21 protein-coding genes and 1 pseudogene are annotated in these 25,221 nt (G+C 56.5%); 1 reads left to right on the top strand and 21 read right to left on the bottom strand.

The annotated features are described in order from the left end of the window. Positions 1-44: 44 nt before the first annotated feature. From MTX21_RS35090 to MTX21_RS35015, 16 genes are all read right to left on the bottom strand, one after another. Entirely contained in the window at positions 45-884 is an 840-nt protein-coding gene (locus MTX21_RS35090; protein ID WP_280969036.1) for a fumarylacetoacetate hydrolase family protein, read from the bottom strand. Positions 885-2,031: 1,147 nt separating this feature from the next. Continuing rightward, positions 2,032-2,739: an ABC transporter ATP-binding protein gene (locus MTX21_RS35085; RefSeq protein WP_280969035.1), complete on the bottom strand. Its 708-nt coding sequence runs from the start codon at positions 2,737-2,739 to the stop codon at positions 2,032-2,034. Beyond that, positions 2,732-3,463 carry an ABC transporter ATP-binding protein gene (locus tag MTX21_RS35080; protein ID WP_280969034.1) on the bottom strand — a complete coding sequence of 244 codons (732 nt, stop codon included), beginning with the start codon at positions 3,461-3,463 and terminating at the stop codon, positions 2,732-2,734. The genes MTX21_RS35085 and MTX21_RS35080 overlap by 8 nt, the downstream gene beginning before the upstream one ends. Next, positions 3,460-4,419, bottom strand: coding sequence for a branched-chain amino acid ABC transporter permease (locus MTX21_RS35075; protein WP_280969033.1), 960 nt, complete (start codon positions 4,417-4,419; stop codon positions 3,460-3,462). Before MTX21_RS35075 ends, MTX21_RS35080 begins: the two co-directional genes overlap by 4 nt. After that, positions 4,416-5,282 carry a branched-chain amino acid ABC transporter permease gene (locus tag MTX21_RS35070; RefSeq protein WP_280969032.1) on the bottom strand — a complete coding sequence of 289 codons (867 nt, stop codon included), beginning with the start codon at positions 5,280-5,282 and terminating at the stop codon, positions 4,416-4,418. The genes MTX21_RS35075 and MTX21_RS35070 overlap by 4 nt, the downstream gene beginning before the upstream one ends. Before the next feature lie 51 nt (positions 5,283-5,333). Continuing rightward, entirely contained in the window at positions 5,334-6,497 is a 1,164-nt protein-coding gene (locus MTX21_RS35065; protein WP_280969031.1) for an amino acid ABC transporter substrate-binding protein, read from the bottom strand. A 174-nt stretch (positions 6,498-6,671) separates the two neighbouring features. Next, the gene (locus MTX21_RS35060; protein WP_280969030.1) at positions 6,672-7,121 is read right to left on the bottom strand and encodes a DoxX family protein; all 450 of its coding nucleotides are present in this window, start codon (positions 7,119-7,121) and stop codon (positions 6,672-6,674) included. Positions 7,122-7,193: 72 nt separating this feature from the next. Then, a complete protein-coding gene (locus tag MTX21_RS35055) occupies positions 7,194-8,951 on the bottom strand; it encodes a CocE/NonD family hydrolase (protein ID WP_280969029.1) in 1,758 nt (585 codons plus the stop codon). A 289-nt stretch (positions 8,952-9,240) separates the two neighbouring features. Then, on the bottom strand, positions 9,241-10,149 hold the full coding sequence (locus MTX21_RS35050; protein WP_280969028.1) for a LysR family transcriptional regulator: 909 nt from the start codon (positions 10,147-10,149) through the stop codon (positions 9,241-9,243). 154 nt (positions 10,150-10,303) lie between these two features. Next, entirely contained in the window at positions 10,304-11,419 is a 1,116-nt protein-coding gene (locus MTX21_RS35045) for an adenylate/guanylate cyclase domain-containing protein (RefSeq protein WP_280969027.1), read from the bottom strand. A gap of 85 nt (positions 11,420-11,504) precedes the next feature. Beyond that, positions 11,505-12,443, bottom strand: coding sequence for an L-lactate dehydrogenase (locus MTX21_RS35040; protein WP_280969026.1), 939 nt, complete (start codon positions 12,441-12,443; stop codon positions 11,505-11,507). Positions 12,444-12,505: 62 nt separating this feature from the next. Further along, positions 12,506-13,075 (bottom strand): NAD(P)H-dependent oxidoreductase, encoded by a 570-nt coding sequence (locus MTX21_RS35035; RefSeq protein WP_280969025.1) that lies wholly within the window; start codon positions 13,073-13,075, stop codon positions 12,506-12,508. Between the two features lie 116 nt (positions 13,076-13,191). Beyond that, entirely contained in the window at positions 13,192-13,578 is a 387-nt protein-coding gene (locus tag MTX21_RS35030) for a nuclear transport factor 2 family protein (RefSeq protein ID WP_280971337.1), read from the bottom strand. Positions 13,579-13,595: 17 nt separating this feature from the next. Beyond that, positions 13,596-14,339 carry an SDR family NAD(P)-dependent oxidoreductase gene (locus tag MTX21_RS35025; protein WP_280969023.1) on the bottom strand — a complete coding sequence of 248 codons (744 nt, stop codon included), beginning with the start codon at positions 14,337-14,339 and terminating at the stop codon, positions 13,596-13,598. A gap of 120 nt (positions 14,340-14,459) precedes the next feature. Continuing rightward, positions 14,460-15,377 carry a glyoxalase gene (locus MTX21_RS35020; RefSeq protein WP_280969022.1) on the bottom strand — a complete coding sequence of 306 codons (918 nt, stop codon included), beginning with the start codon at positions 15,375-15,377 and terminating at the stop codon, positions 14,460-14,462. 31 nt (positions 15,378-15,408) lie between these two features. Further along, positions 15,409-16,263 carry a fumarylacetoacetate hydrolase family protein gene (locus MTX21_RS35015; protein WP_280969021.1) on the bottom strand — a complete coding sequence of 285 codons (855 nt, stop codon included), beginning with the start codon at positions 16,261-16,263 and terminating at the stop codon, positions 15,409-15,411. Between the two features lie 393 nt (positions 16,264-16,656). Between MTX21_RS35015 and MTX21_RS35010 the strand changes: the two genes are divergently transcribed. Then, complete coding sequence (locus tag MTX21_RS35010) at positions 16,657-18,030, top strand: alginate export family protein (protein WP_280969020.1); 1,374 nt, start codon at positions 16,657-16,659, stop codon at positions 18,028-18,030. 431 nt (positions 18,031-18,461) lie between these two features. Here MTX21_RS35010 and MTX21_RS35005 read toward each other — a convergent pair whose 3' ends face one another. The 5 genes and pseudogenes from MTX21_RS35005 to MTX21_RS40175 form a co-directional block, all read right to left on the bottom strand. Further along, complete coding sequence (locus MTX21_RS35005; RefSeq protein WP_280969019.1) at positions 18,462-19,091, bottom strand: LuxR C-terminal-related transcriptional regulator; 630 nt, start codon at positions 19,089-19,091, stop codon at positions 18,462-18,464. Between the two features lie 1,031 nt (positions 19,092-20,122). Beyond that, positions 20,123-20,866 (bottom strand): ferredoxin reductase, encoded by a 744-nt coding sequence (locus tag MTX21_RS35000; protein WP_280969018.1) that lies wholly within the window; start codon positions 20,864-20,866, stop codon positions 20,123-20,125. A gap of 1,114 nt (positions 20,867-21,980) precedes the next feature. Then, complete coding sequence (locus tag MTX21_RS34995; protein ID WP_280969017.1) at positions 21,981-23,033, bottom strand: HlyD family secretion protein; 1,053 nt, start codon at positions 23,031-23,033, stop codon at positions 21,981-21,983. A gap of 4 nt (positions 23,034-23,037) precedes the next feature. Further along, positions 23,038-24,573, bottom strand: a complete 1,536-nt coding sequence (locus MTX21_RS34990) for an MFS transporter (RefSeq protein WP_280971418.1) — start codon at positions 24,571-24,573, stop codon at positions 23,038-23,040. A 375-nt stretch (positions 24,574-24,948) separates the two neighbouring features. Next, positions 24,949-25,221, bottom strand: a pseudogene (locus MTX21_RS40175) (hypothetical protein).

Here is a 25,221-nt window from a genome sequence, read left to right as displayed (position 1 = left end):
CTTTCATTGCGCGTTGTCTGTTGATGTATGGCAGTCCTCTTAGGCTACTTATCAATCTGCTCGCGGCTTACGATGGGATTGCGGACAACGCCGATCCCCTCGACCTCCACTTCGACTATGTCGCCAGGCTTCAGAAAACGCGGCGGCTTCATTGCCAGACCGACGCCACCTGGCGTTCCGGTTGCAATGACGTCGCCAGGTTGCAGGGTCACTGTATCGGTGATGTAACTGATAATTCTCGGGATCGTGTGGATCAGGTCCCGTGTGTTGGCGTCCTGAACCGTCTCGCCGTTGACGCGCGCCGTGACTCGCAAGTTATTGACGTCGGCAATCTCGTCCGTTGTTACGACGACCGGCCCGATTGGACCGGACCGATCGGCGTTTTTGCCCAGCGTGAATTGACGCGTCTCCAGCTGCTTGGCGCGGGCGCTCAGATCATTGAAAACCGTGTAACCTGCGACAGCTTGCATGGCATTCTGTTCGGTAGCAGCCCAGATAGGCCTGCCTATGATGACGGCGAGCTCAACTTCCCAGTCGAGGCCATCCTCTTTAGGAGGTACCGGAACGGGAGTACCATCCACTACGAGTGTCGACTCCCAACGACCAAACACCATTGGGAACTTCGGCTGCTCAATACCCGCGACATCGAGAGATTCGACGGCATGGTCGCGATAATTGATGCCGACGCAGAAAATGCGCGAGGTGCGGGGGACCGGAGGAGCGAATTCGACGTTCGAGGCTTCGAAGATCTCCCCATCTGCGGGGATCTTTCCGACGGCGAGCTCCTTGTAGAATGCATCGACTGGTCCGAGCGACCGGATCAGAGAACCATCCTGGCGCGCAATACAGCGCTGCCCGTCCTTTAGAAACCCAACATAGCGCATGATTTGCCTCGTGTTATCCAGACTCTTGCACTGAAGCGGAGGCGACAGACCTCCTTTCGGGGCAGGTAAGTAAAAAGAAAACCGCCGATTGATGGCTAAGCCAGATCGACGCGGTCTGCGCTTGCCTCCGAACTTCCAACTGACTGCAGGCGCGCGCAGCGGACCTGTGCAGATGACGCCTTTCGTTATCTCCCCTGCGTGTCGGCGCAGCGCCGTTCTCGTGTGCCCGCAAACCTACGCATCATGGCGCGGCCCGTCAACAGAAAGATATATAATCCGTGACTTTATATTGAAAGTTCAAACCAAGGGATAGCGGCCTTTTGGCCCCTTTTCATGTGATGGCGGCGCAACGAGGCCACGCCGCAGCGGGTTTTCCATTCCTCCGCTGAAATTCCCATAACGCTCCGGGATCCGCGATCGGTCCGCGCTTGATGAAGTTTATATATTTTCACCGGATGGGACACTGCTGCCCTTGGCTGCCAAGTTTGCCATGACCACGAGAGTGGATCCGAACAAGGGTCGCCGGCGCGTCCGCGCGTAAGCGTGAGGAGCGAGAACTGAAAATTGAGAAGCAGCCGATCGAACTTGCTGCGCTTGGCGGCTGCGTTTCCCTTTGTCCCCGCTTGCCTGAATACGCGAGCTTCGGGTAGAGGCGGTCGTTCCTTGATGCTCCTGCGCCGCAAACCTGCCCCTAAGAGCCCGGTAGAGGCGCGTCTTTGGTATCGATAGGCTGCTTCACGATAGCGATCGGGCGCCCCCCACCCGCAAACGACTTTGGCCCGCTCCGCAACGCCGAGAGCCGCCGCCGCAGTTTCTTGGTTTCAAGGAGCTTCCCTTCGCTTCGCCCCTCGGCCTGCACAAACTTCGTAGGGTTCATCCATCGAAATGGACCACTTGAGGCTCCAACATCCCTTGTCGTAATCGAACGTAGAACCCAACGTTCTCGCGCAAGGTCACCCCGGTCGAGCATTCGTCGTCCCGTGAATGGATGCCCGGCGCCGATACCACAACCACCTGTTCATTGTGTAGCGCATCGACCAACAGTTCCTTGTGATCGCCGGAATTCATCTATCACCCGTGATGGGTTCGTTCTCGAGCCGCCACTCAGGGTCGGAGTGCAAGCAACCATTGTAGACCACCGATGATGCTAGATACCAAGGAGGGCCTTGCCCACGGTCTCGTCCTTTTGCAGTTCTGCCGCAGTTCCTTGGCCGACCAGCTCGCCATTTTTGAGCACGTACCCGTAGTCGGCAAACCGCAATGTCAGGTGAGTATTTTGCTCCACCATCAACACGCTCACTCCACTGGCGATGATCCGAGGAAGGGCGCTGAACAACTCTTGGGTCAACAATGGAGAAAGCCCGAGCGACGGCTCATCAAGCATGAGCAACTTCGGTGCGGTCATGAGCGCACGACCGAAGCAGACCATTTGCTGTTCGCCGCCACTCATTGTGATAACGGCTTGGCCGAGCCGTTCGCCGAGGCGCGGAAATAGCGAAAGGATGAACTCCAGCCTGTCCTTCGCGCCTTTTGCCGCGCGTTTAGGATAAGCACCCATCAAGAGGTTTTCTCGCACGGTCATGTCGCCGAACAAACGGCGTCCTTCCGGCACCAAAGCGATTCCCGCTTCGACCAATTGCCAGGTGGGCAACCCGAGTAGGGAGCGGCCCTCCAGGCTGACCTGCGCACCAGACCGGGTGGGCACCAATCCCATAAGGGCTTTGAGCAAGGTCGACTTACCAGCGCCGTTGGAGCCTAAGATCACCACGATCCGGCTCCGGTCTAACCTGAGCGCCACATCGCGCAGAGCCATGTGCTGGCCGTAGAATACAGAAAGCGAACGAACTTCAAGCATTCTCGGTCCCCAGATAGGCACTGCGGACGGCGGCATCGACTAGCACCTGCTGCGGAGCACCTTCCGCGATCTTTACACCAGCGTTCATCACCACACAGCGGTCGCATAAATTGGAAATTGCCGACATTACGTGCTCGATCATAATGATCGTGCTGCCCTTCTGATTGAGGCTGCGAATAAGCTGAATGCCCGTATGTAACTCGGCAGTGCTGAGCCCGGCGAGCCATTCGTCGAGCAACAAGAGTTTTGGCTGAGCGACAATTGCGCGCGCAAGTTCCAGTCTCTTTTGGTCGATATAAGTAAGCTCGGAGGCTGGCCTGTCGAGCGAACTCTCTAACTCGACCCGAGTTAGGCACTCTTGCACGCGTCTTTCCATCTCGCGAAATCCAAGCCGGTGCGCGACAAACGCAATGCCGGCCAATACATTTTCCCGCACCGTCAAATGCTGAACAACCCGAACCAGTTGAAACGTTCGTCCAATGCCCGCGTGGAAAACTGCATGGGCAGCCATCCCGCTGATGTCCGTGCCGTCAAGGGCAATGCGTCCTCCGTCCGGCCGCAAAGCCCCCGAAATCAAGTTCATTGCAGTCGTTTTTCCGGAACCGTTGGGACCTATCAAGCCAAGTATCTCGCCACGGTTGACGGAAAAGGTGACAGAATTGACTGCCCGCAGCCCGCCGAATCTTCTGCTTACGCGATCAAGCTCAAGTAAAGGCGCTTTCAACGGACGGCCTCCAGCTCAGACCTTGGCATTAGGCGCGCGAGCAGCAGTCTGCCGCGACGCGCCACGAAACCATAGATGCCGTCGGGCAATAGATAAACAATGATCATGAAAATGATACCAATCAGCAGGGTGTAGTGATTGGGAAACTTTGTGCCCAGCAGTTCAAACAAGATGGTCATCGGGATTACGCCGATCAGAGGACCGAAGAGCGATTGTGTTCCACCCAATAGAGCCATGATCAAGATCTGAAATGAGACCGCGGAATTGAAGGCGATCGTCGGATCCACATATGTCCAGCGCGGAGCCATGACGGCACCAGTCAGGGTGATGAATACTGAGCTGGCGACGAAAAGCGCCAGTTTGGTCCTGGTGGTATTCACTCCGAAATGTCCAGCCATGACTTGATCGCCACCAATGAGGCGCAATGCGAAACCGACCCGCGAGCGGTTGAGCGCGATGCCCACCGTAAATATGATCCCCACCATTGCTAGAAGCTGCCAGAAGATTTGGCTCTGGCTGGTCTCGAGAAACACATAACGTCCGACTGAATGGGTGACCTTGATCTCGTACCAGTTGACGAGTTGCCGAACCAATTCGGTCACACCGAAGGTGAAGATGACGAAATAGACGCCGGCAAGCCGCAACGTCGCCATCCCGATCAAAAGCGACAATCCGCCTCCAATTGCAGCCGCAACCAAGAGGACGATCGGCCAAGACATGGACTCGCCCAGAACAGCCACTGTGTACGCCCCGATACCATATAGGGCCGCACTAGCGAGAGAAATGTACCTCGTAGGACCACAAAACAGCCCCCAAGCCGTTGCCATGACGATATAGCTCAGCGCGTTGATGGCGAAGGACAGGTGATAATCTCCGATAAAAAGCGGGAGAAGAGCCACCAACGCGCAGCATGCAACCACCCATCCGTAAGCCAAAGCAGAGAATGCTTTATTCATGTCGAGCTCCAGAGGCCGCGCGGGTAGAACATCAGGGTCAGGATGAACACGGCGTACACAACAGCAATCGTAAGACTTGGATCAAGGAAGGCTGTAACGAACACTTCGACGAGACCAAGCAGCAAACCAATCAGCAGCGCACCGGCAATATTGCCAACGCCAGCGATAATCACGACAATCAACGCCTTCATCGTGAACGTCACGCCAAGCTGCGCGGAAAAAGTGATAAAGGTGCTGAACAGTACGCCGCCAAGCGCGGCAACTGCACCGCCCAATGCGAAAGCGAGAGCCGAGGCACGTACAATATCGACGCCGACGAGGGATGCCCCGACTTCATCGGATGCCACTGAGCGCAACGCAGTACCGCTCCGCGTCCGCGTCAAGAAAAACCAAAGCACAGTACCAATCACCAATGAGCAAAATAACGCTATGAGGCGATTAGCTGCCATGACCGCACCGAATATGGCAACCGGTACGCTCAGGTATGTATAACTGGTGAAGTTGCCACCGAACAGGACAAGCAGTAGCCCCTGGATCGCGAACGAGAGTCCAAAGGTGAAGAGAATCGAATCCGTCTCGAGCGCACCGGCGTCCGGCGCTCGCTGGACAAGCGGCACCAACATTCCGCGGTAGATGCTCCAAGAAAGTCCAAAGATCGCCGGCGCGACCAACGTTCCAGTGATGAGCGGGCTCAGCTGGAAATGATTGAACAGCACGAAAGCCACGAAGCAGCCAACGACGATCATCTCGCCGTAGGCGAGGTTCATGATGCGAGCGACACCGTATTGCAATGTTAAGCCCATTGCAGTGATGGCGTAGATCGCACCGAGCGAAATGCCGGACAGGACGGCGTTCAGTAACATGGGAACTCCCATATCCGGCTAACCAGCAGGTCATAGATTGGGCGCTAAGCCTCAGTTGGACTTCCGCCACACCGGCTTTGGAAAGACCATTTCGGTCGCACCGGAATTTCCATCGTGAGCTAACCCGGCTAGTTCGCCGTTTTGCCACTGGCCGACCTTAGGCGCGTTGGTCATTTGTTGCCCGGCGAACGACACTTCGCCAAGAATCGTCTTGAATGTTCCTTCCTTCAGGCGGGTGGCAATACGTTTCTGATCGAGACCGACCTCAGCAATGACCTGCTCGAGCGCCTGTAGGGCAGCATACATCGTGAAGCTGCCAGAACGGTCAGGTTCTTGGCCGGTCACTTCCTTGTGGCGTGCGATATAGGATTTGGCATCGTCGCTTTTGGGATCGATGCCGCCGAGCGTCATTACGCCTTCAACAGCGCTGCCAAAGCGATTGCGATAGAGCGGGAACGCCCCACCGATTCCAATATAGAAGACGCTCGGATTGTAATCGAGCAGTTGCGCTTCTTCGGTAAGCGCAATCGTATCCGGCGGATAAGAGAAGGCAACGAAGACCTTCACGTCCTTCGCCTTCATCTCATTCACGATGGGCGCGAAATCCTGTGTCCCTGCAGGATAGGTCTTGTCGAACTTTATCTCGAACCCATTTTTCTTCGCCGCTGCACGAAAGCCGGCAGCAAGATCAATGCCGAAGCCATCGCCGACAGAAACCATAGCCACACCGGCATCAATTTTTCCAGCTTCTCTTAACCGCTTGAGTTGCTCCACCAATGCGTCGGCGTACGAGGCGCTTGTACCCGAGAGCCAAAAGCTGAGCGGCCAGCGCTTCGCCAGCTCTGGGGCCCTGTCGGTGATGGCGGTTGGCGTGATCAGAAGACGCTCGGAGCGAGCGTAGAGTGGCGCGACAGCGAGGTTGATAGCTGTGCCCCAAGGAGCCAGCATTAGATCGACTTTGTCCTGCGTTAGAAGCCGTTCGGTGGCACGTACCGCCTCCTCCGAACTGGACCGATCATCATGTTCGATTAGCTCGATCGCTATCCGTTTGCCTGCAACGTTCAGCCCGCCGCGATCATTGAGCTCTTTTATCCAGAGCTTGTAGTTGGGCACCTGGGTCGTCATTGCCCCGCCCGAGTTGGGACCAGTCTTGGAAATGACGTAACCAATACGAACCTTCTCCTGCGCGACAGCAGCGAAACTGCCTGCGATCATCAGGCTTCCAACTATCGTAGCTGTCTGCGCCCTTCGCAGCATCGATCGCATCATCTTCCTCCTCGGTTACACTCTCATTTCGTTCGCATACGCCGGCGAGCGGCATTTTCAGTCGGAACGCCGACCCCTCGTCATGAAGTTTCCTTGGATTTCTCGGCTGGTCGCCGCCGGCACTTATATGTTCGGTCCGCGAGCGCCGACCAGAGGTGTCCGCTTTACGCTGAGGCTGAACCTACCAGGACCACTCGCCAGGTAGAGAACCAGGCCGCCAATGATCGCGACATTCTTGAAGAGATGTATCACCTGCCCAGCTTGAGCTTCGGGCGGATACGTCCAAAAGCTATGTCCGATCCACGTCGCCATAACCACAAACACAGCAAGCCCGATCGCCGTGAATCTTGGTATGAAGCCCGTCAAGAGCAACACGGTCCCACCGATCTCGGCAAGCAGCGCAAGCGCGGAAAGCACCTCCGGAAACGGCAACCCCTTCGCGGCGATCAACGGCGCTAAACCGATTGGATTCCCGAGTTTTCGGGTCGCACCGAACAGAAATAGTGCCGCAAGGCAGATTCTCGCGATCAGCAATGCAACATCATTAGAACGGACATATGGCTCGCGCTGCATATCGACGTCTCTGAGAGGGAAACCATGAGATGAACATGACTTTAGCCAGGAGCGAAGAGCGCCTGAACCGATCTACTTCTCCGCCGGAATGATCGGCAGCAGCAAGTGAGATGGATGGTCAGCGGTGTGGTAGACCTTGTGAACAACCGTCTTGCTTCGGCAGATGTGATACGGAGCGTACTCTACGTTCGTCATGGCACAGACGCCCGTCGGAACATCCATGCTCATGATTTCGAGGCAGATTCGGTGCCCCTTGTTGAACTGATTGGCAGTCGACAAGATTTCAATCTTGTACTCGTTGATCTCCCCTGGCACCACGGGCTTTCGCGCCTCCCTCGTCAACTTGTGGAATGGCGCCCATGGTTTTGATCTCGCCTCATCCAGCGCTCGATAGGATGCCTTCAGCCAGCCTCGCGTAAGTTCCCGCTCCTTCAGGTCGGTCGGGACGTCACGTTCTCCCTCTCTGGCCGTCACAACGGACACGTCCGGGCCCACGTCCTTCAGGACCACGATCCAGTTCGTGTCATCGTCGTCGATTGCGGCGTAGAGCGTCAGACTAATCGGACCGGCAACGAGAAGATCCTCGGGCAACGGGTCCGTCATGTAGCGCAACTTCTGAATCTTCCTCGTCTTAGTGAGAGGCATTTGCACGAACGAGTCCGGCTCATTGTCAGCATTGCTGGTGTGGCTAGAGGGCTCGGGCGCCTCCTCAGTTAAACGCTCCCAACCGCTCAAAAACATCTTCTTCCATTGCGTCTCAGGCAACGGCCAGTCGGCCCCGGTCCGCCACTTGTTGGCTCCCATGACCCAATACTTGACAGCGGGCTCGTCCATGATGCCCGTCTGCTTTCCCTTCAGCCAATGGTCGAACCAGCGGATAATTTCATCGTGGTACGAATGGAATGGACGCTCAACATGCGCCGGGCCGGTGAAAATCAACTTCTTCGGCGCGTTGCAGTTCTGGAAATAGTGCTGCGCCCCCTGCCAATGCATCTTGTACGTGTAAGCATAAGCACCGGACCCCGTGTAAAACGGAATCTGGATCTTCTTGAACTTTTCCTCAGCCTTCGTCAGTGTCGCCTCATCTTCGTAAGGATCGACCATCACCTGATACATCAAGCCTGAACGCTGCCCTTTTTGGGTAAGAATGTTGTAGAGGTTGGCGTACATCTTGTAATCGGGGTTCGCCATTGCCTCCTTCCACCACGTCTCGTGGGGTTCGGGCAGCACTTGGGGGATTCCTCTACTTTCGTGAACGCAACTGAAAACGTCCAAGAGATACGGCATTGTCTGGATCACCCCTCCCGGATGAAAATCACGGAAGCCCCAGATCTCCCCGTATGCCGAGCACGCATCGTAAGGAAAGATCGCCTTCAGATTTGGATGCTGCTGCGCCGCCGATCGCCACTGCTCACCGGCGAAAGCCGAAATTCCGATCATCCCGACGCTGCCATCACACCAAGGCTGGGCGACGATCCATTCTATGAGATCATAATGATCCCATTCCTCCTGCATAAATTCGCCTTCCGATTTCCCGACACCACGAGATTGGGCGATCACATGCACATAGCCGTTCTTGAGCAGCCGCCGCGTGTCGCCGGCCTCAATCGGGCCAAACCACAATGAGGAGTGCGCAGGCTGCGGTGGAATGACGTCAGCCATGCCGGGATGCTGCATATCCTTGTTATGCAAGGCACAGGCGTAGAGGACCGGGTATTTTCCAGATTCCGCGGGACGAAACACGTCGACAGCCAACCTGGCGCCGTCCCGCATTGGCACCATGACGTCGAGGTCTTGGACGATTTGGTTCTGCGCTCTATCCTCGGTCAATTGCACCTCCCACTGTTCCTGAATGTTTGAACAGCACACCGCGGGACTAGTAGTCCCAACGCGAGCCTTCGTTATGCCGCGTTCTTACTGGGAGAGTGAATCGTTGGAAAATGAATGTTATCGCTCCGACGCATCAATGCCGTTTATGCATCGGGCTGTTCTCTCATTGAGGACTGGCGAAGCTAAGTGGACGGGTCATGGCGTCCGCTTCGGCTCGGTCGGATGGCAGGCACCGCGCTTGCGATCTTACGTTCCTGATAACCGGAAAGGCGGCAGGTAGATCGGCCCGTCAGAGATTCAGAGCCTCTTCTTTCAGCAGGCCTCGCACCCAAGTGACGGCATAAACCCCAGCCAGATGTGGTGGGCTTTGAATGCCCTCGACTAACGGCGGGATATCTATCGGACACGGCAGGATTTTGAGCGGCCAATGCTTGATATATTGCTGTGCTAGACGCGTATGGACCGTCGCGATGCGCTTCGTGCCGACAATCAATTCCGGCATGAGTGTGAAATTGGGTGCGGTGACATCGATCTGCCGCCGCCTTCCAGACTGCCTGATGTGACGTTCCTCAAAGGAAAGATGATCCACATCATACATGAACGGCTTTACAGCTATGTGCCTCATACTGAAGTACCCCTCCAGAGACAATGTTAGGGGAGCAGCGTCAGCATCAACAATGCAACAATACTTTTCCGAGAACAACGGCATGAACGGGAGATCCTCCGAAGCGTATGCTTCTGGAATGATCAAGATGTCGATTTCTCCACGCTCCAGCTGCTCCAAGAATCGAGTGCCCATCACCGGCAGTATTTCCACCTGCAATCCAGGTGCTTCTCGACTGATCCTTCGCAACACGCTTGGCAGGAGTACGCTCGCGACGAAGTCAGAAGCCACGATGCGCATTTCATGAGATAATTTCGAAATGTCTAACTGGGGTCTCGCTGATATAACCGTCTGCACACGGATAATCACCTCGCGAACAGACCCAGATAATTGTTCCGCAAACGGCGTAAGCTGCATTTGACGACCAACTTTGACAAGCAACTCATCACCAAAATAGACGCGCAAGCGAGCCAGTGCAGCACTCATCGCGGACTGGGTCACGTACAATCTTTCGGCCGCGCGCGTAACGCTTCGCTCCGTCAACAACGCATTAAGGCTCACCAATTGATTTAAGTCCAGATTGCGAAAATGCATCGGAGCCTCTCAGCTGGGTTACAATTTACTTTAGGTCATATGTTCAGATACGGTTTCCCGCCCGCCCCGTTATACGAAAGGATGGAGGCATTCTCCTATTTCCTTGCAATCCACGGATGTCGATCGACGCTTGCGGGATCCCCTTCTTCCAAATTCAAGGCCAAACACGCGGCGCAAACAGCTCAATCTCATCTGAGAAGTCGCGCACTTTAACGGATCCAATCGCCTCGAATTCATCGAGGTTAGCTGCGAACTCTCTGGTGGCTAAGACCTCGCGGCCAATCTCCTTTGCCACCGCCTGCAATCTGCTTGCGAGATTTACTGCTGGACCCACGACAGTAAAGTCGAGACGGTCGATGCCGCCCACATTGCCGTAGGCCACCTGCCCAAAGTGTAAAGCCACTCGGAATGCGAGCGATCGACCAGAAGCGCCAAGCTTCTCACGCGCATCCAACAGTGCAGAGTAGGCCCGTCTGCGCCCCATATCAGGACTCTCACCATTACATGGGGGAAAAATGGAAAGCAGGCCGTCGCCTATGAACTTCAGAACCTCTCCCGAGTGCTTGGAAACTGCATCAGATAGGGCACCGAAATAGTCGTCTAAGAGCGCAACTATCTTGTCGATCGGCTCGACGTTGCTCATTCTGGTGAATCCGGCGACATCCGCGAACATCATCGGAGTTTCTAGAGTGGTGTGAAAACCCCGACGAACATGACCGTCCAAAACGCGACTGGCCTGTTCGCGACCGATATAGGTCGCCAAGAGCTCCCGGGTTTGCCTTCGTAACACCATAGGCTCGAGGGCAATGGCAAGACCCTGCGCGGCGTCCTCAAGAGCGGCGACATGCGAGATCTTCCATCCTGATTCGCGGTCGGTCGAAAAGCTCACGGCGTGCAAACTGCCATCACTAAAACGCATCGGAATCGCAAGGTAGTCCGTCTCGCCGCTTTCCTTCAAAGCGGCCAGCATGCGATGATCACGAGGTTGAATTCGATCGAGGCGTCTGCGGAAAGGACGTTCGGTTCGATAGATCACGTCAAAAGGGCTGCCGGCGAACCCTGGAGTCTCGCTGATGTCGTGAGGGACCTCGTATTTCTCGATGCTCCCGGAGCGCCGGGACCATAGAAGCCCAGTAGCCCAGGAGACGGGGCTCAATACGCGCGGAGACAGCCGTACTCGGGACAGCGGGATACCGCTCGCCAACAGGTGATCAATGACGCCGGACAACAGCGCTTCTGGTCTCTGAAGATAGCGACCCTCTTCGATCAACCACTCTCTCGTTGAGTCATGCCGCACGCTGGATCTCTACTGAGCCTTCGCCATGTCGATCAAACGATCGCGGGATTAGTCACGGCTAAACTCTCGATTGCTGAACGGCTTGGCGCAGTACTTCAGCACTCCGCTGGAGCGCCTTTGCCTCGCCATCGTCCATATCAGGATCGAAGGTGCGAATGATCCCCCGCCGCCCCAACATCGTGGGAAGCGACAAAGTCGTACCGTAGTTTGGGTGATAGGAGCCCACTGGGAGCACCAGCCTTTCGTCGCGGAGAATGACATTTGCGAGCCGAGCGGTCACAAGCCCGATCCCGAGTTGGCTGGCCCCACTGCCTTCGATAATGGTTATGTTGGCATATCGGACCTCCCGTTCGATGCGTTGTTTGAAGTCGGAGAAGTCGGGATTGCTTTTTCCTTCAAATAATTTTCGGATAGGCGCCCCGCCGATGCGAGCGGAGGACCACAGAAACACCTGCGAAATCCCGTGTTCGCCGACGACTTGCGCCTCGACCGCCGATGGATGCACGCCGAACTGCTCCGCAAGATGGAATCGGAAGCGTTGAGTATCGAGAAAGGTGCCGGCGCTCAGTACGCGTTCATGCCCCGCTGTCTCTCGCGCGAGATCGGCAAGCGCATCTGGTGGATCCGTCACGATGAGCAGAATAGCGTCTGCAGCCGCCTTCAGGATTTTCGGTATCAAATCACGGTAGATTTCTGCATTTGCGGACAGAAGGCGCAAGCGCCCCTTGGGATCGTTCCTGTCCGTTGCACCGCCAGTCCTTTCGTTGATCCCTGCGGTCACGATCACAAGGTCGGCGCCTTGAAGATCGGGATACTCACCGGCCAAGAGCTTCACGGGTCTAATGAGGGCTGCACCATACTGGATGTCCGTAACGGTGCCTTCGGCTCGCGCCCGGTCCCTATTGACGACCACGATCTCCTGTGCGCTGCTGGAAGTCACCAAGGCCAGTAAGCAAGCCCTACCCACTCCTCCAATGCCAACGAGACCAACCTTCATGAGAACCTCCGACCTTCGGTCACTTTGGTCTGCGATCGGGCTGGATCATGGACCCTTCTTAGTCAGCCCGTTCGTCTTATGATTTGGGCCCAAGACATCAGCGATTGCAAGAGTTCGGAGACCATGGATCTTGTCGGCTCGTCGTGGAGACGCCCGTCCTCGGAAAATCGAGACGTCGCCTGACCGATCATCACTTCGGGCTTATTGACAGGAAAGGCGTTAAGGTAGACTAGCATCTGCCTCAACTGATACTGGGCCCTGGAGGTCCCAAGAATTCCCCCGCTCACTCCCATAATCGCCACCGGCATGCCGTTGAACGGTTGAAGGGGACCCCGCGAAGCCCAATCGATCGCGTTCTTCAGCGCTCCCGGAATCGAATAATTGTATTCGGGAGATACGAATAGGACCGCGTCCGCTGCCGCCACTTGCGATCGGAAGCGTGCGACCGCCGCAGGATAACCGACTTCCCGGATATCTTCGTTGTAATGAGGCAGGTCGCCGATTTCGGCTTGGGAAATTGTCATTCCAGCCGGCGCCAATTCACATGCCGCTCGGAGAGCTGCGGAATTGTAGGATTTCCTGCGCAAGCTCCCGGAAATGCCGAGCACGTTGAGTTTCTTGCTTTCGGCCATAACTTTGTGCTCCTACTACAGCATGGCAGCCCGCGACAGGTCCTATTGATGTTTATCTGCCGTGGCGGCGACTTTTCTTCGCCGGCCCCTTCGCCACGCCGCCGCAAAGTGTCGTATCAGGTGGTCCGTGGAATGGGCGTGGGCTGATAGGCAAGCAGGCTCCACTGACCGTCTTGTCGGATCCAGATCGCGAGCGAGCGATTGTCCAATTGCCTTTCGGAGCCGGCGACCGCAACTCGCGCGACCATCCGTCCCACGACCATCGCCATGTCACCGAACACGCGTATTTCCTCTTCGGGCCTCGCTATTGCGAAGTACTTGAAATGACCCGATTCGACGTGGCCCAGATACTGCTCCTTCGTGTCGCGTTGACCGTTAGAATGCGTGTATACGAGCTTATCGGAGAGCAACTGATCGAGCGTGGCGACGTCGTTGTTCAACATTGCCTTGTAGCGACGATCTTCAAGTGTCTTAATCTCCGTAGTCGCTGTAGGAGCCTGCATATGAGTTCTCGTCCCTTTCAGAGCGTTCGACCGGCATCGAGTTTGAGCTGGCTTCCCGTCATGTGAGGCAATGAATCACCGAGCACGAACGCGGCGTATCGTCCCAACTCGTCCGCTTCCACGACCGACCCGAGCGGCAGCGATTGGGCAGCCTTTTCCAAATATCCCGGCATGTTGCGGGTCGCCTCGGTGGAGGTGGTCCCCGGAACTAGCGTGTTTACACGGATTCGGTGCGGAGCCAGCTCAATCGCGAGGGCATGCATCATGGCATGCACCCCTCCTTTGCTTGCCGCATAGCCCATAAGGCCGGGAACCGGCCTGAGGGCAGCCGATGACCCCGTAGCCAGGATCGATCCGCCTGCACCTTGCCTTACCAGAATCCTTGCCGCCGCAGCGACGGTGAGGAACGTGCCCGTCAAATTGACTTCGATGGTCCTCTTCCAATTATCCAAGCTCAAGTCGATGGCCGGCGTCTGGTCGCCTATTATGCCGGCATTCGCCACCGCGGCGTCGACTTTACCGAACGAGCGTTGCGTCACCTCGAACAGGTTAGAGACGCTTTCTGGATTTGAAATATCTGCATAGACCGCCGTCGCCTTCGCTCCACGCCGCCGGATTTCTTCTGTCGTGGACTCAAGTTTTTCCAGCATTAAGCCAGCAGCAACGACCGTCGCTCCGTCGGCAGCGCATGCGAGCGAAACAGCCCTTCCGATCCCGGATTCCGCGCCGGTAACGACGACGACTTTCCCGTAGAGAGCCATATTTGCCACTCGATTCGATAATCGACGAGTCTTGCGCGCTAATCGTTGAGCATGGCGCCGGAGTCGATCTTCAACTCACCTAACCGATTAGGATCCCAAGCCCCGCGACAAAGATGCCTGCTACGACTTCTGGAGGGCCTCCCACGGAGCGAAGTGGGAATGGTGTTCCAACCAGGCACGCGGCGGCACAGTCCCCCATCGGTTGACGAGCTTCACGTTGGATAGGTCGGGCGGACAATCCACCACTCGCGGCTGGAAATCGGCACCATCATGCATGATCTCCATCTCCGAAGAGCATTCGACGAGAAAGCCGGCAGGGTCAACGTAGTACGTGAACAGATTGTCGCCGGCTCCATGTCGGCCCGGCCCCCATACCATTGAGCGATCGACTGCATCGAGAAGGTCACCTAGTCTCATGAAATCGGTGAATTGCGCAAACTCCCACGCAAAGTGATGCAGCCCCGGTTCTCCGCTCTTCGCGATCCCAACCGTGTGGTGACGCCCGTCCGCCGCGCGGAGCCAAATCAATTCGTTGTTGACCGTACGCTCTGATAGCTTGAGACCAATCGCCTTGCTGAGCTCTGTGTAGATCGTCCACGGGTCACGCGCAGCCAGATTCACATGGCAAATTCCTTTCGGATGAATGCCCGGCCCGGGATATCTACGCCGTTGCGTCTCGGGCATTGGCGTGTGAACCTCGATGACGTGCCCTTCTGACGTGGCAAATGTCACGGAGCGTGAAATGCAGTCGAGCGACGGCTGCTCGCTCAATACACGCAATCCAGCTTCGCGAATCTTGACCGCGGCCCGATCGACTGACCCAGCGTCCGGCGCCTCCAGTCCGACGCACCGCGCCGCGTTTTGAGTCGCCTGGTAGAGGACGAGCTCGGCGTGCTTTGAACCGGAGCTCAATATGGCTTTGGCATCGCTGCGCTCGACCAGCTGGAGCCCCGTGATATCGATTGCATCCTTTACACAGGCATCTAGATCCTGCACGTTCAAGGACATGTAACTCTGGCGCACCACGAGTGGGGTCACGGAAGTCCTCCCTAGATTTAATTAGACTTGATTAGGCCGCGATGGATGCTTGCGGCTCGTCCTTAATTGGATTGCGCAGAATGCCGATACCCTCGATCTCGATCTCGCAGACATCACCATCTTTCATGAACAAAGGCGGCTTGCGCGCGAAGCCGACTCCGGCAGGAGTGCCGGTTACGATCACGTCACCAGCCTCCAGGGTGAATACCTCGCTGGCGAAAAAGACCAGGTCGGCAACGCTGAAGACGAGATCATGCGTATCGGCAGACTGGACGACTTGACCGTTCAATCGCGTTTCTAGGCGAAGGCCAGCGGCGCCCCTGGGCAATTCGTCCGCCGTCACGAATTCAGGCCCGAAGGCACCTGTCCCGTCGAAGTTCTTGCCGACCGTCCATTGAGGCGATTTGAACTGATAGTCCCTGATAGATGCGTCATTGAAGATCGAATAGCCGGCAACGTGGTCGAGCGCGTTCGCGCGGGATATCCGTCGACCTCCCCTTCCGATGACAGCAACGAGCTCGCCCTCGAAGTCGAGCTGTTCGGACTCCGAAGGGCGAAGGATGGCTTCATCATGTCCGACGAGGCTCGAAGCGAAGCGGGGGAAAAATGGCGGATAATCCGGAACGTTCTTGTAAGGACTTTCCGCGGCATGATCGACGTAGTTCAGACCTACGCAGATGATCTTGGGCGGGCGCGAAATCGGCGGAAGGAAGCGAAGGCCGGCTGGATCGAGCGCCTTTCCTGCCGAATTGGCCACCGCAGCCAACGCGCCCGGCCCCTCAGCCAAGAGCTCGAGTAGGCTTTTTGAGCCGAGATCCAACAGGTCGCCACCCTTGCGGACGGCCAAACCTTCTCTTTCATCTTTTCGGTAGCTGACAAACCGCACGCCTAGTCTCCTCGGAATGACGTGCCGGCCGATTTGCCAGCGGGAGAACCTAGCGTCAAGCTGAGGCATTACATCCTCGGGCTCGACGTGCGAACCCCGTGTTCGGCGACGGCGAACACCAAGATGTCTCCGGTCAGTACGAATCCCTTGTAATGTCGGCGAGCGGACAGCTCGCGCAATCGCATTGACCGGATTGAGGTTTAAACGTCCCGGTTGGAACTGGTTACATATGCGAATTCCGTACGTGCTTTCGCCGCAGATCCACGATGGAGCGAGAACGATGTTGCAAGTGCCCGCCGCATTTGGACTTCGATCGTCCTCGTGACACCTGCGATAGACGGACGGCCACGAGCCAGAGCTTGCATCCTGCTCGGTTTCCTCCTGCTCGGCACCATGTTCAGCGGAACGACCGCCGCGCTTGCGCAACAGACGACCGTGAAGGAGACGGTGGCACCTGCACTCAAGTCATTGCGTTACGATGAAGACTATCGTTACTTGAGTGACCCGACGAAACGCAGTGATCCATGGGATGCGATCAAGTACATTCCGCTTGGCTTCCCGAGCTGGTTTTTGAGCCTGGGCGGTGAAGTGCGAGAGCGCTTCGAGAGCTATTCTGCAGGAAATTTCGGTGTTCCAGGGAAAACCGGCGATAGCTACCTGTTGCATCGCGTACTTTTGCATGCAGACCTGCACGCTGGTGACAGCGTTCGCGGATTTGTGCAGCTTGGAAGTCATCTTGCTCCGGGAAAAGATCTTGCTGCGCCGCCCTATTTCGATGTTTCTGACGTGCAGCAGGCGTTTTTCGATATTCGGCTTCCTGTGACTGGAAATGCGAATATTGATCCAGATGTGCGGATTGGTCGTCAGGAACTGGCGTTTGGCGCACAGCGCCTGGTCTCGATAAGGGACGCCCCCAACGTCCGCCGAGCTTTCGATGGTTTCCGCATCGGCGGCTCGATCGCTGATGTTCGGCTGGACGCGTTTGTCACACGGCCGGTCTTGCTGCACGCCGGAGCTTTCGACGACTACTCCAGTCCCTCGCAAGCGTTCTGGGGCCTGTACACCACGGTGCCAAAAGGCGTGATCCCCAACTCTGGGCTAGACCTCTACTACCTCGGATTCGAGAATAGAAATGCACTGTTTAGCGCGGGAGCGGGCGTAGAGCAGCGACACGCCATCGGCGCACGCGTTTTCGGCGGCGCCGCCCCATGGGACTGGGATTGGGAAGCGCTTGGGCAATTCGGAAGCTTTGGCCAACAGGAAATCCGCGCTTGGGGCTTTTCGACAGATACGGGCTATACGTCAGCTGTCGGCAGTTGGAAGGCTCGGAGTGGCTTCAAGGCGACGGTCGGCAGTGGGGACAGCAATCCGCAAGATGGCAAGCTTGGCACTTACGGCGGATTTTTTCCAAAGCTCGCTTATTTTAATCAAGCCGGTTTGATCGGCGCCTCCAATGTTGCCGACTTGCAGCCGTCGCTCACTCTCAGGCCGACCGATCAACTGAAGATAACGATGGCCTGCGACTTCATCTGGAGACAAACAATCAAAGATGCCGTCTACACGTCCGTGGGAATTCCGATTGCCGGGACGGCAGGAGTTCCGGGACAATACAGCAGCACGCAGTATTCCATCGACCTCTTCTGGCAAGCAGACCGTCACGTCTCGATCAATGCCGGATACGTCTACGTGGACGTAAGCAGGTCCCTCCTAAAGGTTGGCGGCCATAACTCGAGCTTCAGCTACATCTCAGCTGCGTATTCGTTTTAGACGTCGAGATGCTGTATCGACGTGCTGAAGCAAGACTCCCGATTTCGTCAGCACTGGATTGATCTCCCCCAGCGTGGGCAGCAGCACGCCCAAGGCGGAAAGCGGGCCAGCAAGCTAATCCAACCAGGTCCCGCCGCTGGATCGCTGGGCAAGCCCTCTGGGCTCCTTGATGTTGCAACTTTAAGAGACCCCTCAGAATTCAACATCCGGTCTGGGAATTCCGACGCATCGTCCTTGTCGTTATAGAGGATTGCTCCACCCCAGCGCTCCACTCCAAAGCATCTTAGATCGAGCGCAAGAGCGTGCTTGGGCTAGAAAACGACAAACTCGCTGGCTTTTGCGCGGCAAGATTGCGCTGCGACTTAGTCCAAGTAATTGCAAGCCGCTGAGCTTGGGTCCGCTCGCGTCAGCGAGCTGGGCTGCAGGAGCGCTCATCTTTGAAAGAGCGGCTGCAGGACTTCCCGTGATATCACAAGGCGCACGAGCTCCGTTGTGTTCCGCACCGCAAGATTTCTGATCAGATTACTCCGGTAGGTCTCCACCGTGCGCGCACTTAACCCAAGGATCCGGGCGATCTCTTTCGTGTTTTTTCCACTTGTTAGATGCGACAGCACTTCGCCCTCTCGATGTGTAAGGCGTGGCCGTCCCCGAAATTGCATCTTATTCACGTAGGGCCGGCGTACGCCTAAAACCCCAACGACTGCCCGCACCAGATCTTCAGGTGCAACGGGTTTCTTGAAAACGTCCGCCGCTCCATGCCGCAGCGCCCTCACCGCCGTTGGGATATCCGCGCGCTCCATGACGATGATGATGGGCACCGTGCATCCGCCACTTCTGAGGCGTGCAAGCAGGTCGACGGCAGATCCTGCTTCGCCCGCCAGGTCGGCTACGATACAGCCTGCTTGAGCGTTTCGTACTCCGACCTGGAGACCGGATGGTTCGTCACAGCGCGCGACCAGCAGGCCAGCGCCTGAAAGAATGTCGAACAATTCGTGGTCGTTGCCGCTTCGGTCGACGTACAGCAGCACGCTCGAACCATCGGCACTGCGTGAACTCGACATCACTCGCACATCCGTACTTGTTTGTGTTCCCAGACGCGCCGTGGCTCACAACGGGAATGCAGACTTCGATGATAGGCCAACTGGCATAGATGCCCGGAACACTCGAAGTGCTCGCCGATGTTGATCATGCTCAGCTTGTCCGTCAGCCAGTGCTCCCTGAACGAAGGCTTCGCTTTGTGGAAATTGACCTACCCACCAAACGCCCTGCGTACCACCATAGCCGAGATCTCGGCATTTCCGGTCCCAAGCTGTGAGAGGCTGGCACAAGGAGTGCAGATCTCGAAGTGCGGCCCCGACTGAATTTAAGATCAGCGATCCTTGTCGACCTGTGCGCGAAGTTGCGGCTCCGAGCGCCAGTATTATTTCCCGATTAGATGCGCCACTTTCGACGGGTTTATTTTTGAATATAGCGATAGTTTCATCGCGCTTGCGTGTCAGGTCCACTGGTAGAGAGATCAACTATATCGTCTTCCAGTCAAATTTTTGCTCTTGGCCCGACCTTCCCTCGGTGGGGCTCATGCCCACAAGGCCTCTGTCCCGGTATTTTCTCCAATCAAGCCTCACGGGTGTTTTCCTCGCGGTTGCAGGGAGGCAGCTTTCCTCTCATCCAACACTCGCGAACTTCGAAACGTAAACAAGTCACGTTAACAGAACTCCGCGTTCAGCTAAATGGAACGGTGCGTAGCGCAGGCGACAGCGTTGAGGACCGACAGCGCACGACGAAGCGTTAAAGTTGCGGGCTAACGCAAGCAGAGACCAAGGCGAGGGAAACGGCCTTTCGGGAAGGCCGCAACGTCAACGCGGACCTCCTATAGGTCAATGACCAGTTTGTCGCCGCGGCACCCCGAACAGCAGATCATCATCGTTCGACCGGTCGCGCGTTCGTCCGCTGTAAGTACCAGGTCGCGATGATCGGGCGTACCAGCGGGGGACGCGAGTTTCGCAGGCTCCGCACACCCCTTCCTTGCACGAGTGGGGAGCATCCAGCCCGAGAGCGTGCAACGTGTCCAGAATACTCCTGCCAGGAGCGACTAGGAGCGTTCTACCCGATCTGGCAAGTTGGACCTCAAACCCGTGTGAAGCTTCTTCTCGCGGCTCCGCACCGAAGTATTCCGTGTGATCTGTTGCGCCGGCCACTTCGATGTCGCTTCGCGAAAGTCCCTCATCATCTTGATGGGCCCGCAGCAGTACAGATGGGCGCCTGAGTCCGCCCTCTCGACGATTGAAGATATGCCTATCTTCCGGGAATTGCTCTCTCCGAAATAGAAGTTGACGGTTGCATTGTCCACACGCGAGAGTCTCTTGATATCTTCGTAGAAGGCGGCATGTCCATGTGTCTTCGCGCAGTAGTGAAGTTCCCAAGATCGAGCTAGACACTTCAGGCGCTGCACCATCGCCCAAATCGGTGTTATGCCAATCCCGCCGGCGATAAACACGACGTGCTTCGCGTCCTCGACCAGTGGAAAACTGTTCCTTGGAGAACTGATGATCAGTTCGCTACCCGGTGCGATGCAATCGTGCATGTAGACCGATCCGCCGCGGCTTTGTTCGTCTCTTCGGACGGCAACGACGTAGCGGTGCTTGTCGCACTGGTCGTTCAGAAGAGAGTAGCTGCGGGTCATCGACCCAGGCAGATGAACATTGATATGGGCCCCCGCGGTAAACGAGGGTAGCTCGTCTCCCGACGCGGGGCGCAGCTCGAATGAAGCGACGTCTAGTGCTTCGATCCAGATGTTGCTGACCCTTACTTTGAGGTGCGCCGACGCTGCAGTCACGATCGTTGCCTATCATTAACTATTCGACGCGCTTACACAGCGGTGTTCGCGAGCTTCACAGAGCCGCTTCGTAAGGTGACCGGCGCCAAACTGAGATCTCGGGCCATGACCGCCCCGGTCACGCTCATGATTTGCGAATCTAGCCCATCACCCAGCGAGATAAGGAAGCAGACCGTGAATATCCATAGCTGATACCGGCTTATCCCCCTATCCACCAGTGCACCGCGTTCAGACTGCTCATGGCATCTCGTCTCCCTATGCCGCTTTCCAGAGGCCCCGCCTTCGACGTACGCTGCCGCGACTTCGGTACCGGTCAGGTCGCTCTCTCCAGTATAGGTCCCCTTCTCCCTTGATCTAGCTCCTCACGGTTTGACATTTGCGTACCTATTCATATCTGGCGTGATATGGATTTGCGTCCGACCTTTTGGTGATAGATTCGATGCTCCTGTCCAATGGGTGAATGCTGGGAAGTTCAGACAGAGACTGACGATCAGGCACTTGCGGTTGATAGAGGGGGTGGGGCGCGAGCTGAGTATGAGCCGCTGTGCGCAGGTGCTGCATACTTCACAATCCGCAATTTCTTGCGGTCTCAGCGAAATAGAAGACCTGCTGGGCGCGCGCCTATTCGATCGTACGACGCGACGAATTGTACCGACATCGCTAGGACAGATTTTGATCTGGCATTCCGATCAGATACTGGGACAGCTTGCTCGCGCTGAGGCAGACTTCGATGCCCTGTCTCGCGGGGTGCGCGGCTTCCTCGCGTTTGTATGGAGGGCCTGGCAGACCCTCACTCGCAAAGTCCAAAGGACGTAAACAAGCCTTGCTAACAGAACCTAGGGGAGGAGAGAACTCAGAAGACTTGATTTGTGCACGTGAAGCGTCTCGGTCGCTTCGCTATCGTCCGGCCTCCGAAGCTCACGCCACGTCGCTCGCAATGGCGACGTCCTCGTTGGCTGGAGCGTCGACGCACTTCACGCGTCAGATGTCGAGTACCAGTTTGCCGCCAACGCAGCCCGAAACAAATTATCGTCGTTCGACCGCTCGCGCCTTCGTCAGCCGCAAGAACCAGATCGCGATGGTCGGGCTGCCGAGGACTGCGCCGGCAGGCCAACTACTGTTCACTTGAGAGGAATGGTTCCGAGGCCTTGTCCGTCCTTACGACGACGGACAGACCTGGAAGCAATCGTTCGAGATGCTGTTGATCGGGGTCGATCGAAATCCGAATCGACAGGCGTTGCGCGACTTTCGTAAAGTTTCCCGTCGCATTGTCAGGCTTTAGGATGCTGAATTCGGCCGCGGTCGCGCCCGAGTAGTCTTGAATGCGTCCATGATAGACGACATTTGGAATAGCATCGACTTTGAAAGTTACCGGCTGCCCAACCTCCATATTGTAAAGTTGGGTTTCCTTGAAATTCGCAACTACCCATTTCGTATCGGGAACGATCGACATCAGTTGCGTGCCTGCAGTCACGTATTGACCGATTTGCACTCCAACTTCGCCTAGTTTACCATTCCGCGGCGCGATGATGCGCGTGTTCTCGACGTCGATCTCGGCCAGTCGATGGGTTGCCTGCGCACTATCGATCGCCGCCTCAATCGACGAGCGGTTTACGATGATCGTGGCCAAGTCCTGGTGAGCTACATCAACCGCTGCCTGCGCCTGGGCGACGGCGGCTCGCGCAGCGGAAAGCGTCGAATTAGCCGCATCGAGCGATGCCTGCGTGGCCACGCCTCGTCCCTCAAGACTGCTAGTGCGGTCAAAGTTGGCTTGTGCCGTGTCAAGCGCGACCTTCGCACTCGCGACCAGGGCCTCGCTTGCACGAATCTTGGCTTCCGCCGATCGCTTGTTCTGTTCCGATACGGCCAGGCCGGCCCTCTGCTGTGCAAGATCGGCTTCGGCTTGTAGCAGCCTTTGGCTCAGTATACGATCATCGATCTGGACCAGCAGATCACCTTTCTTGACCCGTTGATAATCAAGAACCGGTACTTGGGTCACATAACCCGAGACCCGCGGACTGATTATAGTAACCTGACCGCGGATATAGGCATCTTCCGTCACGACGACTTGCGTCCGAAAGGGCGGTAATTGCCATGCGTGAAGTAGTAATAGCACGCCAAAGACAGCGATTAGCGATACAAGTATCGTTTTTATCCATTTTTCCATGTGCTTACGAATTACTCGACACCCGCGCGTCGTTGGTCACCGTTGTTGATTCCACCCGTGACGGCCGATATCCCAAAATGATCCCCAGCACGAGGATTCCTAAGGTCCCCGCAGCACAAAGCGCTATGAGTAGAAATGCGTCGTTGTAAGCGAGCACTGTCGCTTGTTGCGATTGGCGCCGCGCCACATTGGCCACAGCTTCCGCACTCCTAAGGCGATCATCCGGTAGCACCCCGCGATAGACATTATTAATCCGATCGAGTTGCTGAGCGACGATGGGATTTGATTGCAGAACCGGCTCAATTAGCCGACTCGAATGAACTCTCTCTCGAACCACTACGAAACTGCCGAATGCGGCGCTTCCCGCGAGCGCTCCCAGGTTCTGCGACAGCAGAAAAACGGCCACGAAACTGGACATCGTCATCGGACCGCTGCTCTGAGCAAGCGCCGTCCCTGCCGACAAGGCCGGAGGAAGGAAAAGGATCCCACCGAGCGCGATCAGAGCTTGGCTCAGATACATGTTTTCCGGACGCGTCAGGACTGTTGAATGAGAATCTACGTAGGCCCCCGAACTAATTAAGGCGAGTGCGAGCGCGGGGAGCAACGCCGTACGCTTGGCCTCCATAATCGCACCACACAGGAGTCCGCCAAGTATCGTGGCTCCTATTATTGCAACGTAAAGAGACCTACTCTGTTCGCCCAGTAGGCCGAACGATCGGAATAGGCCGTACGCTCCCGCCGTTTGTTCCGACAGGACGAAGCGAAAGAGAACTAAAGTTACCGCGAATCGCAAGACGATTGGGTGAGTGAGCCATTGGAGATCGATCAGTGGCCTTGATCGGTGAAGCTCAATGAGCAGCGCTGCGCATATCGAAGCAATGGCAACTGCGGAGCATACTCCAATCCAGCGGACCTCAAACCACCAGTAGTTCGTGCCTTGGACCAGAACGATAGCAATCAAACCAAAGCCGATGGCGAGTAAGGGATAGCTAACGAAATCCCAGACCTCGAGCACGTTCTCACGAGCGATAGGCGTGAGATGGAGCGCTAATACGGCGGCGAGCGAACATAGCGCCAACCCGAGCTCCATGGTACTGAGCGCTTTCCACTGGCCGTAATCCAGCAGCGACGTCGAGATCAGTCTCGTGAAGGTACTACCGATCGTTGAACAAGTGAGGGATAGACTTATCGCCCAAGTTGGTTTCAGCGCAGGCGGAAATGCTTCCATCATGTAGAGCATGCCTAGCGTGGACATCGGTGCAGCCGCAATGCCCGCGAAGAACCTCAGTATGACAGCCGTCCTGAGGTCAACCACATAAACATGCAACAACGCTGCAGCCGAGAAACTGACGATGCTCACGACGGTAAACATCCTTAGCCCAAACTGATTGCGTATCTTGACAAGCAGAATGGACAGACTGACATTAGGAGCCATGTAGGCTGCATTCAGCCATGTCGCTTCTGATATCGAAGCGCCGAACGCGCCAGCAATCTGCGGTATGTTGACCGAAGTCATGTTCATACCAAACCCTTGCGTCATCCACACCAGCACGGAGGCGCAGAAATACGACGCGGTTAGATAGAATGGTCTTCCCGATGAGGGCCCGAAAAGCCGCAAAGACATTAACGTCTTAACTCCCTCGTTGCGCTTTGCCGCAACCGCTGTTTGGGCTCGGCTTTCTGATGCTCGAGGAAGACCCGGCGCGCAGAGGCACATAGATCGGCTGGATTCTTGCTTCCGCGCACCGCCAAGCGGCCGCTTCTTTGTCTAGCGGAAACGATAGCGCCGCATGGACGATTTAACAGCAGCGCCGTCGCGAACACCGCGTTCGCTTCGCTAGGACAACACTGGCCGAGATGACGCGATAACGGACATTGCGTATTTAGGCTCGATCGCGCGCGACGATAGATCGGTCTAGCAGGGTATTGAAGAACTGAGTTCGCAAACGAAGGCTGAATCGTCGCCATCGTGGATGTAGAAGGCAACGAGCCTGCCCACGGTGCACATCATGTCCCATCCGCGACCACAGAACAGATCATTCTAGCCGTGCCCTTCCCATGAGATCTCGGCGCAGGCCGATCTGTCGGCGTTGCCGTAGCGCACATCCAGGAAGCCTTGGGGAGCTCCAAAGGTTCTTTCACCATCGGACTTGCCCCGGAAGGTGAGATGCGGCCCGGAGCAAGCCAT

This window comes from Bradyrhizobium sp. ISRA430 (genome assembly GCF_029909975.1).
GTDB lineage: Bacteria > Pseudomonadota > Alphaproteobacteria > Rhizobiales > Xanthobacteraceae > Bradyrhizobium.
The sequence above is the reverse complement of the archived record's forward strand: the minus strand, read 5'-3'. Positions and strand labels throughout refer to the sequence as shown.

Coding starts and splice junctions, on each gene's coding strand:
- MTX21_RS35090 (WP_280969036.1), bottom strand. CDS start 884: ATGCGCTATGTTGGGTTTCTAAAGGACGGGCAGCGCTGTATTGCGCGC.
- MTX21_RS35085 (WP_280969035.1), bottom strand. CDS start 2,739: ATGCTTGAAGTTCGTTCGCTTTCTGTATTCTACGGCCAGCACATGGCT.
- MTX21_RS35075 (WP_280969033.1), bottom strand. CDS start 4,419: ATGAATAAAGCATTCTCTGCTTTGGCTTACGGATGGGTGGTTGCATGC.
- MTX21_RS35070 (WP_280969032.1), bottom strand. CDS start 5,282: ATGTTACTGAACGCCGTCCTGTCCGGCATTTCGCTCGGTGCGATCTAC.
- MTX21_RS35065 (WP_280969031.1), bottom strand. CDS start 6,497: ATGATCGCAGGCAGTTTCGCTGCTGTCGCGCAGGAGAAGGTTCGTATT.
- MTX21_RS35060 (WP_280969030.1), bottom strand. CDS start 7,121: ATGCAGCGCGAGCCATATGTCCGTTCTAATGATGTTGCATTGCTGATC.
- MTX21_RS35050 (WP_280969028.1), bottom strand. CDS start 10,149: ATGCATTTTCGCAATCTGGACTTAAATCAATTGGTGAGCCTTAATGCG.
- MTX21_RS35040 (WP_280969026.1), bottom strand. CDS start 12,443: ATGAAGGTTGGTCTCGTTGGCATTGGAGGAGTGGGTAGGGCTTGCTTA.
- MTX21_RS35035 (WP_280969025.1), bottom strand. CDS start 13,075: ATGGCCGAAAGCAAGAAACTCAACGTGCTCGGCATTTCCGGGAGCTTG.
- MTX21_RS35030 (WP_280971337.1), bottom strand. CDS start 13,578: ATGCAGGCTCCTACAGCGACTACGGAGATTAAGACACTTGAAGATCGT.
- MTX21_RS35025 (WP_280969023.1), bottom strand. CDS start 14,339: ATGGCTCTCTACGGGAAAGTCGTCGTCGTTACCGGCGCGGAATCCGGG.
- MTX21_RS35010 (WP_280969020.1), top strand. CDS start 16,657: ATGTTCAGCGGAACGACCGCCGCGCTTGCGCAACAGACGACCGTGAAG.
- MTX21_RS35005 (WP_280969019.1), bottom strand. CDS start 19,091: ATGTCGAGTTCACGCAGTGCCGATGGTTCGAGCGTGCTGCTGTACGTC.
- MTX21_RS34995 (WP_280969017.1), bottom strand. CDS start 23,033: ATGGAAAAATGGATAAAAACGATACTTGTATCGCTAATCGCTGTCTTT.
- MTX21_RS34990 (WP_280971418.1), bottom strand. CDS start 24,573: ATGACGCAAGGGTTTGGTATGAACATGACTTCGGTCAACATACCGCAG.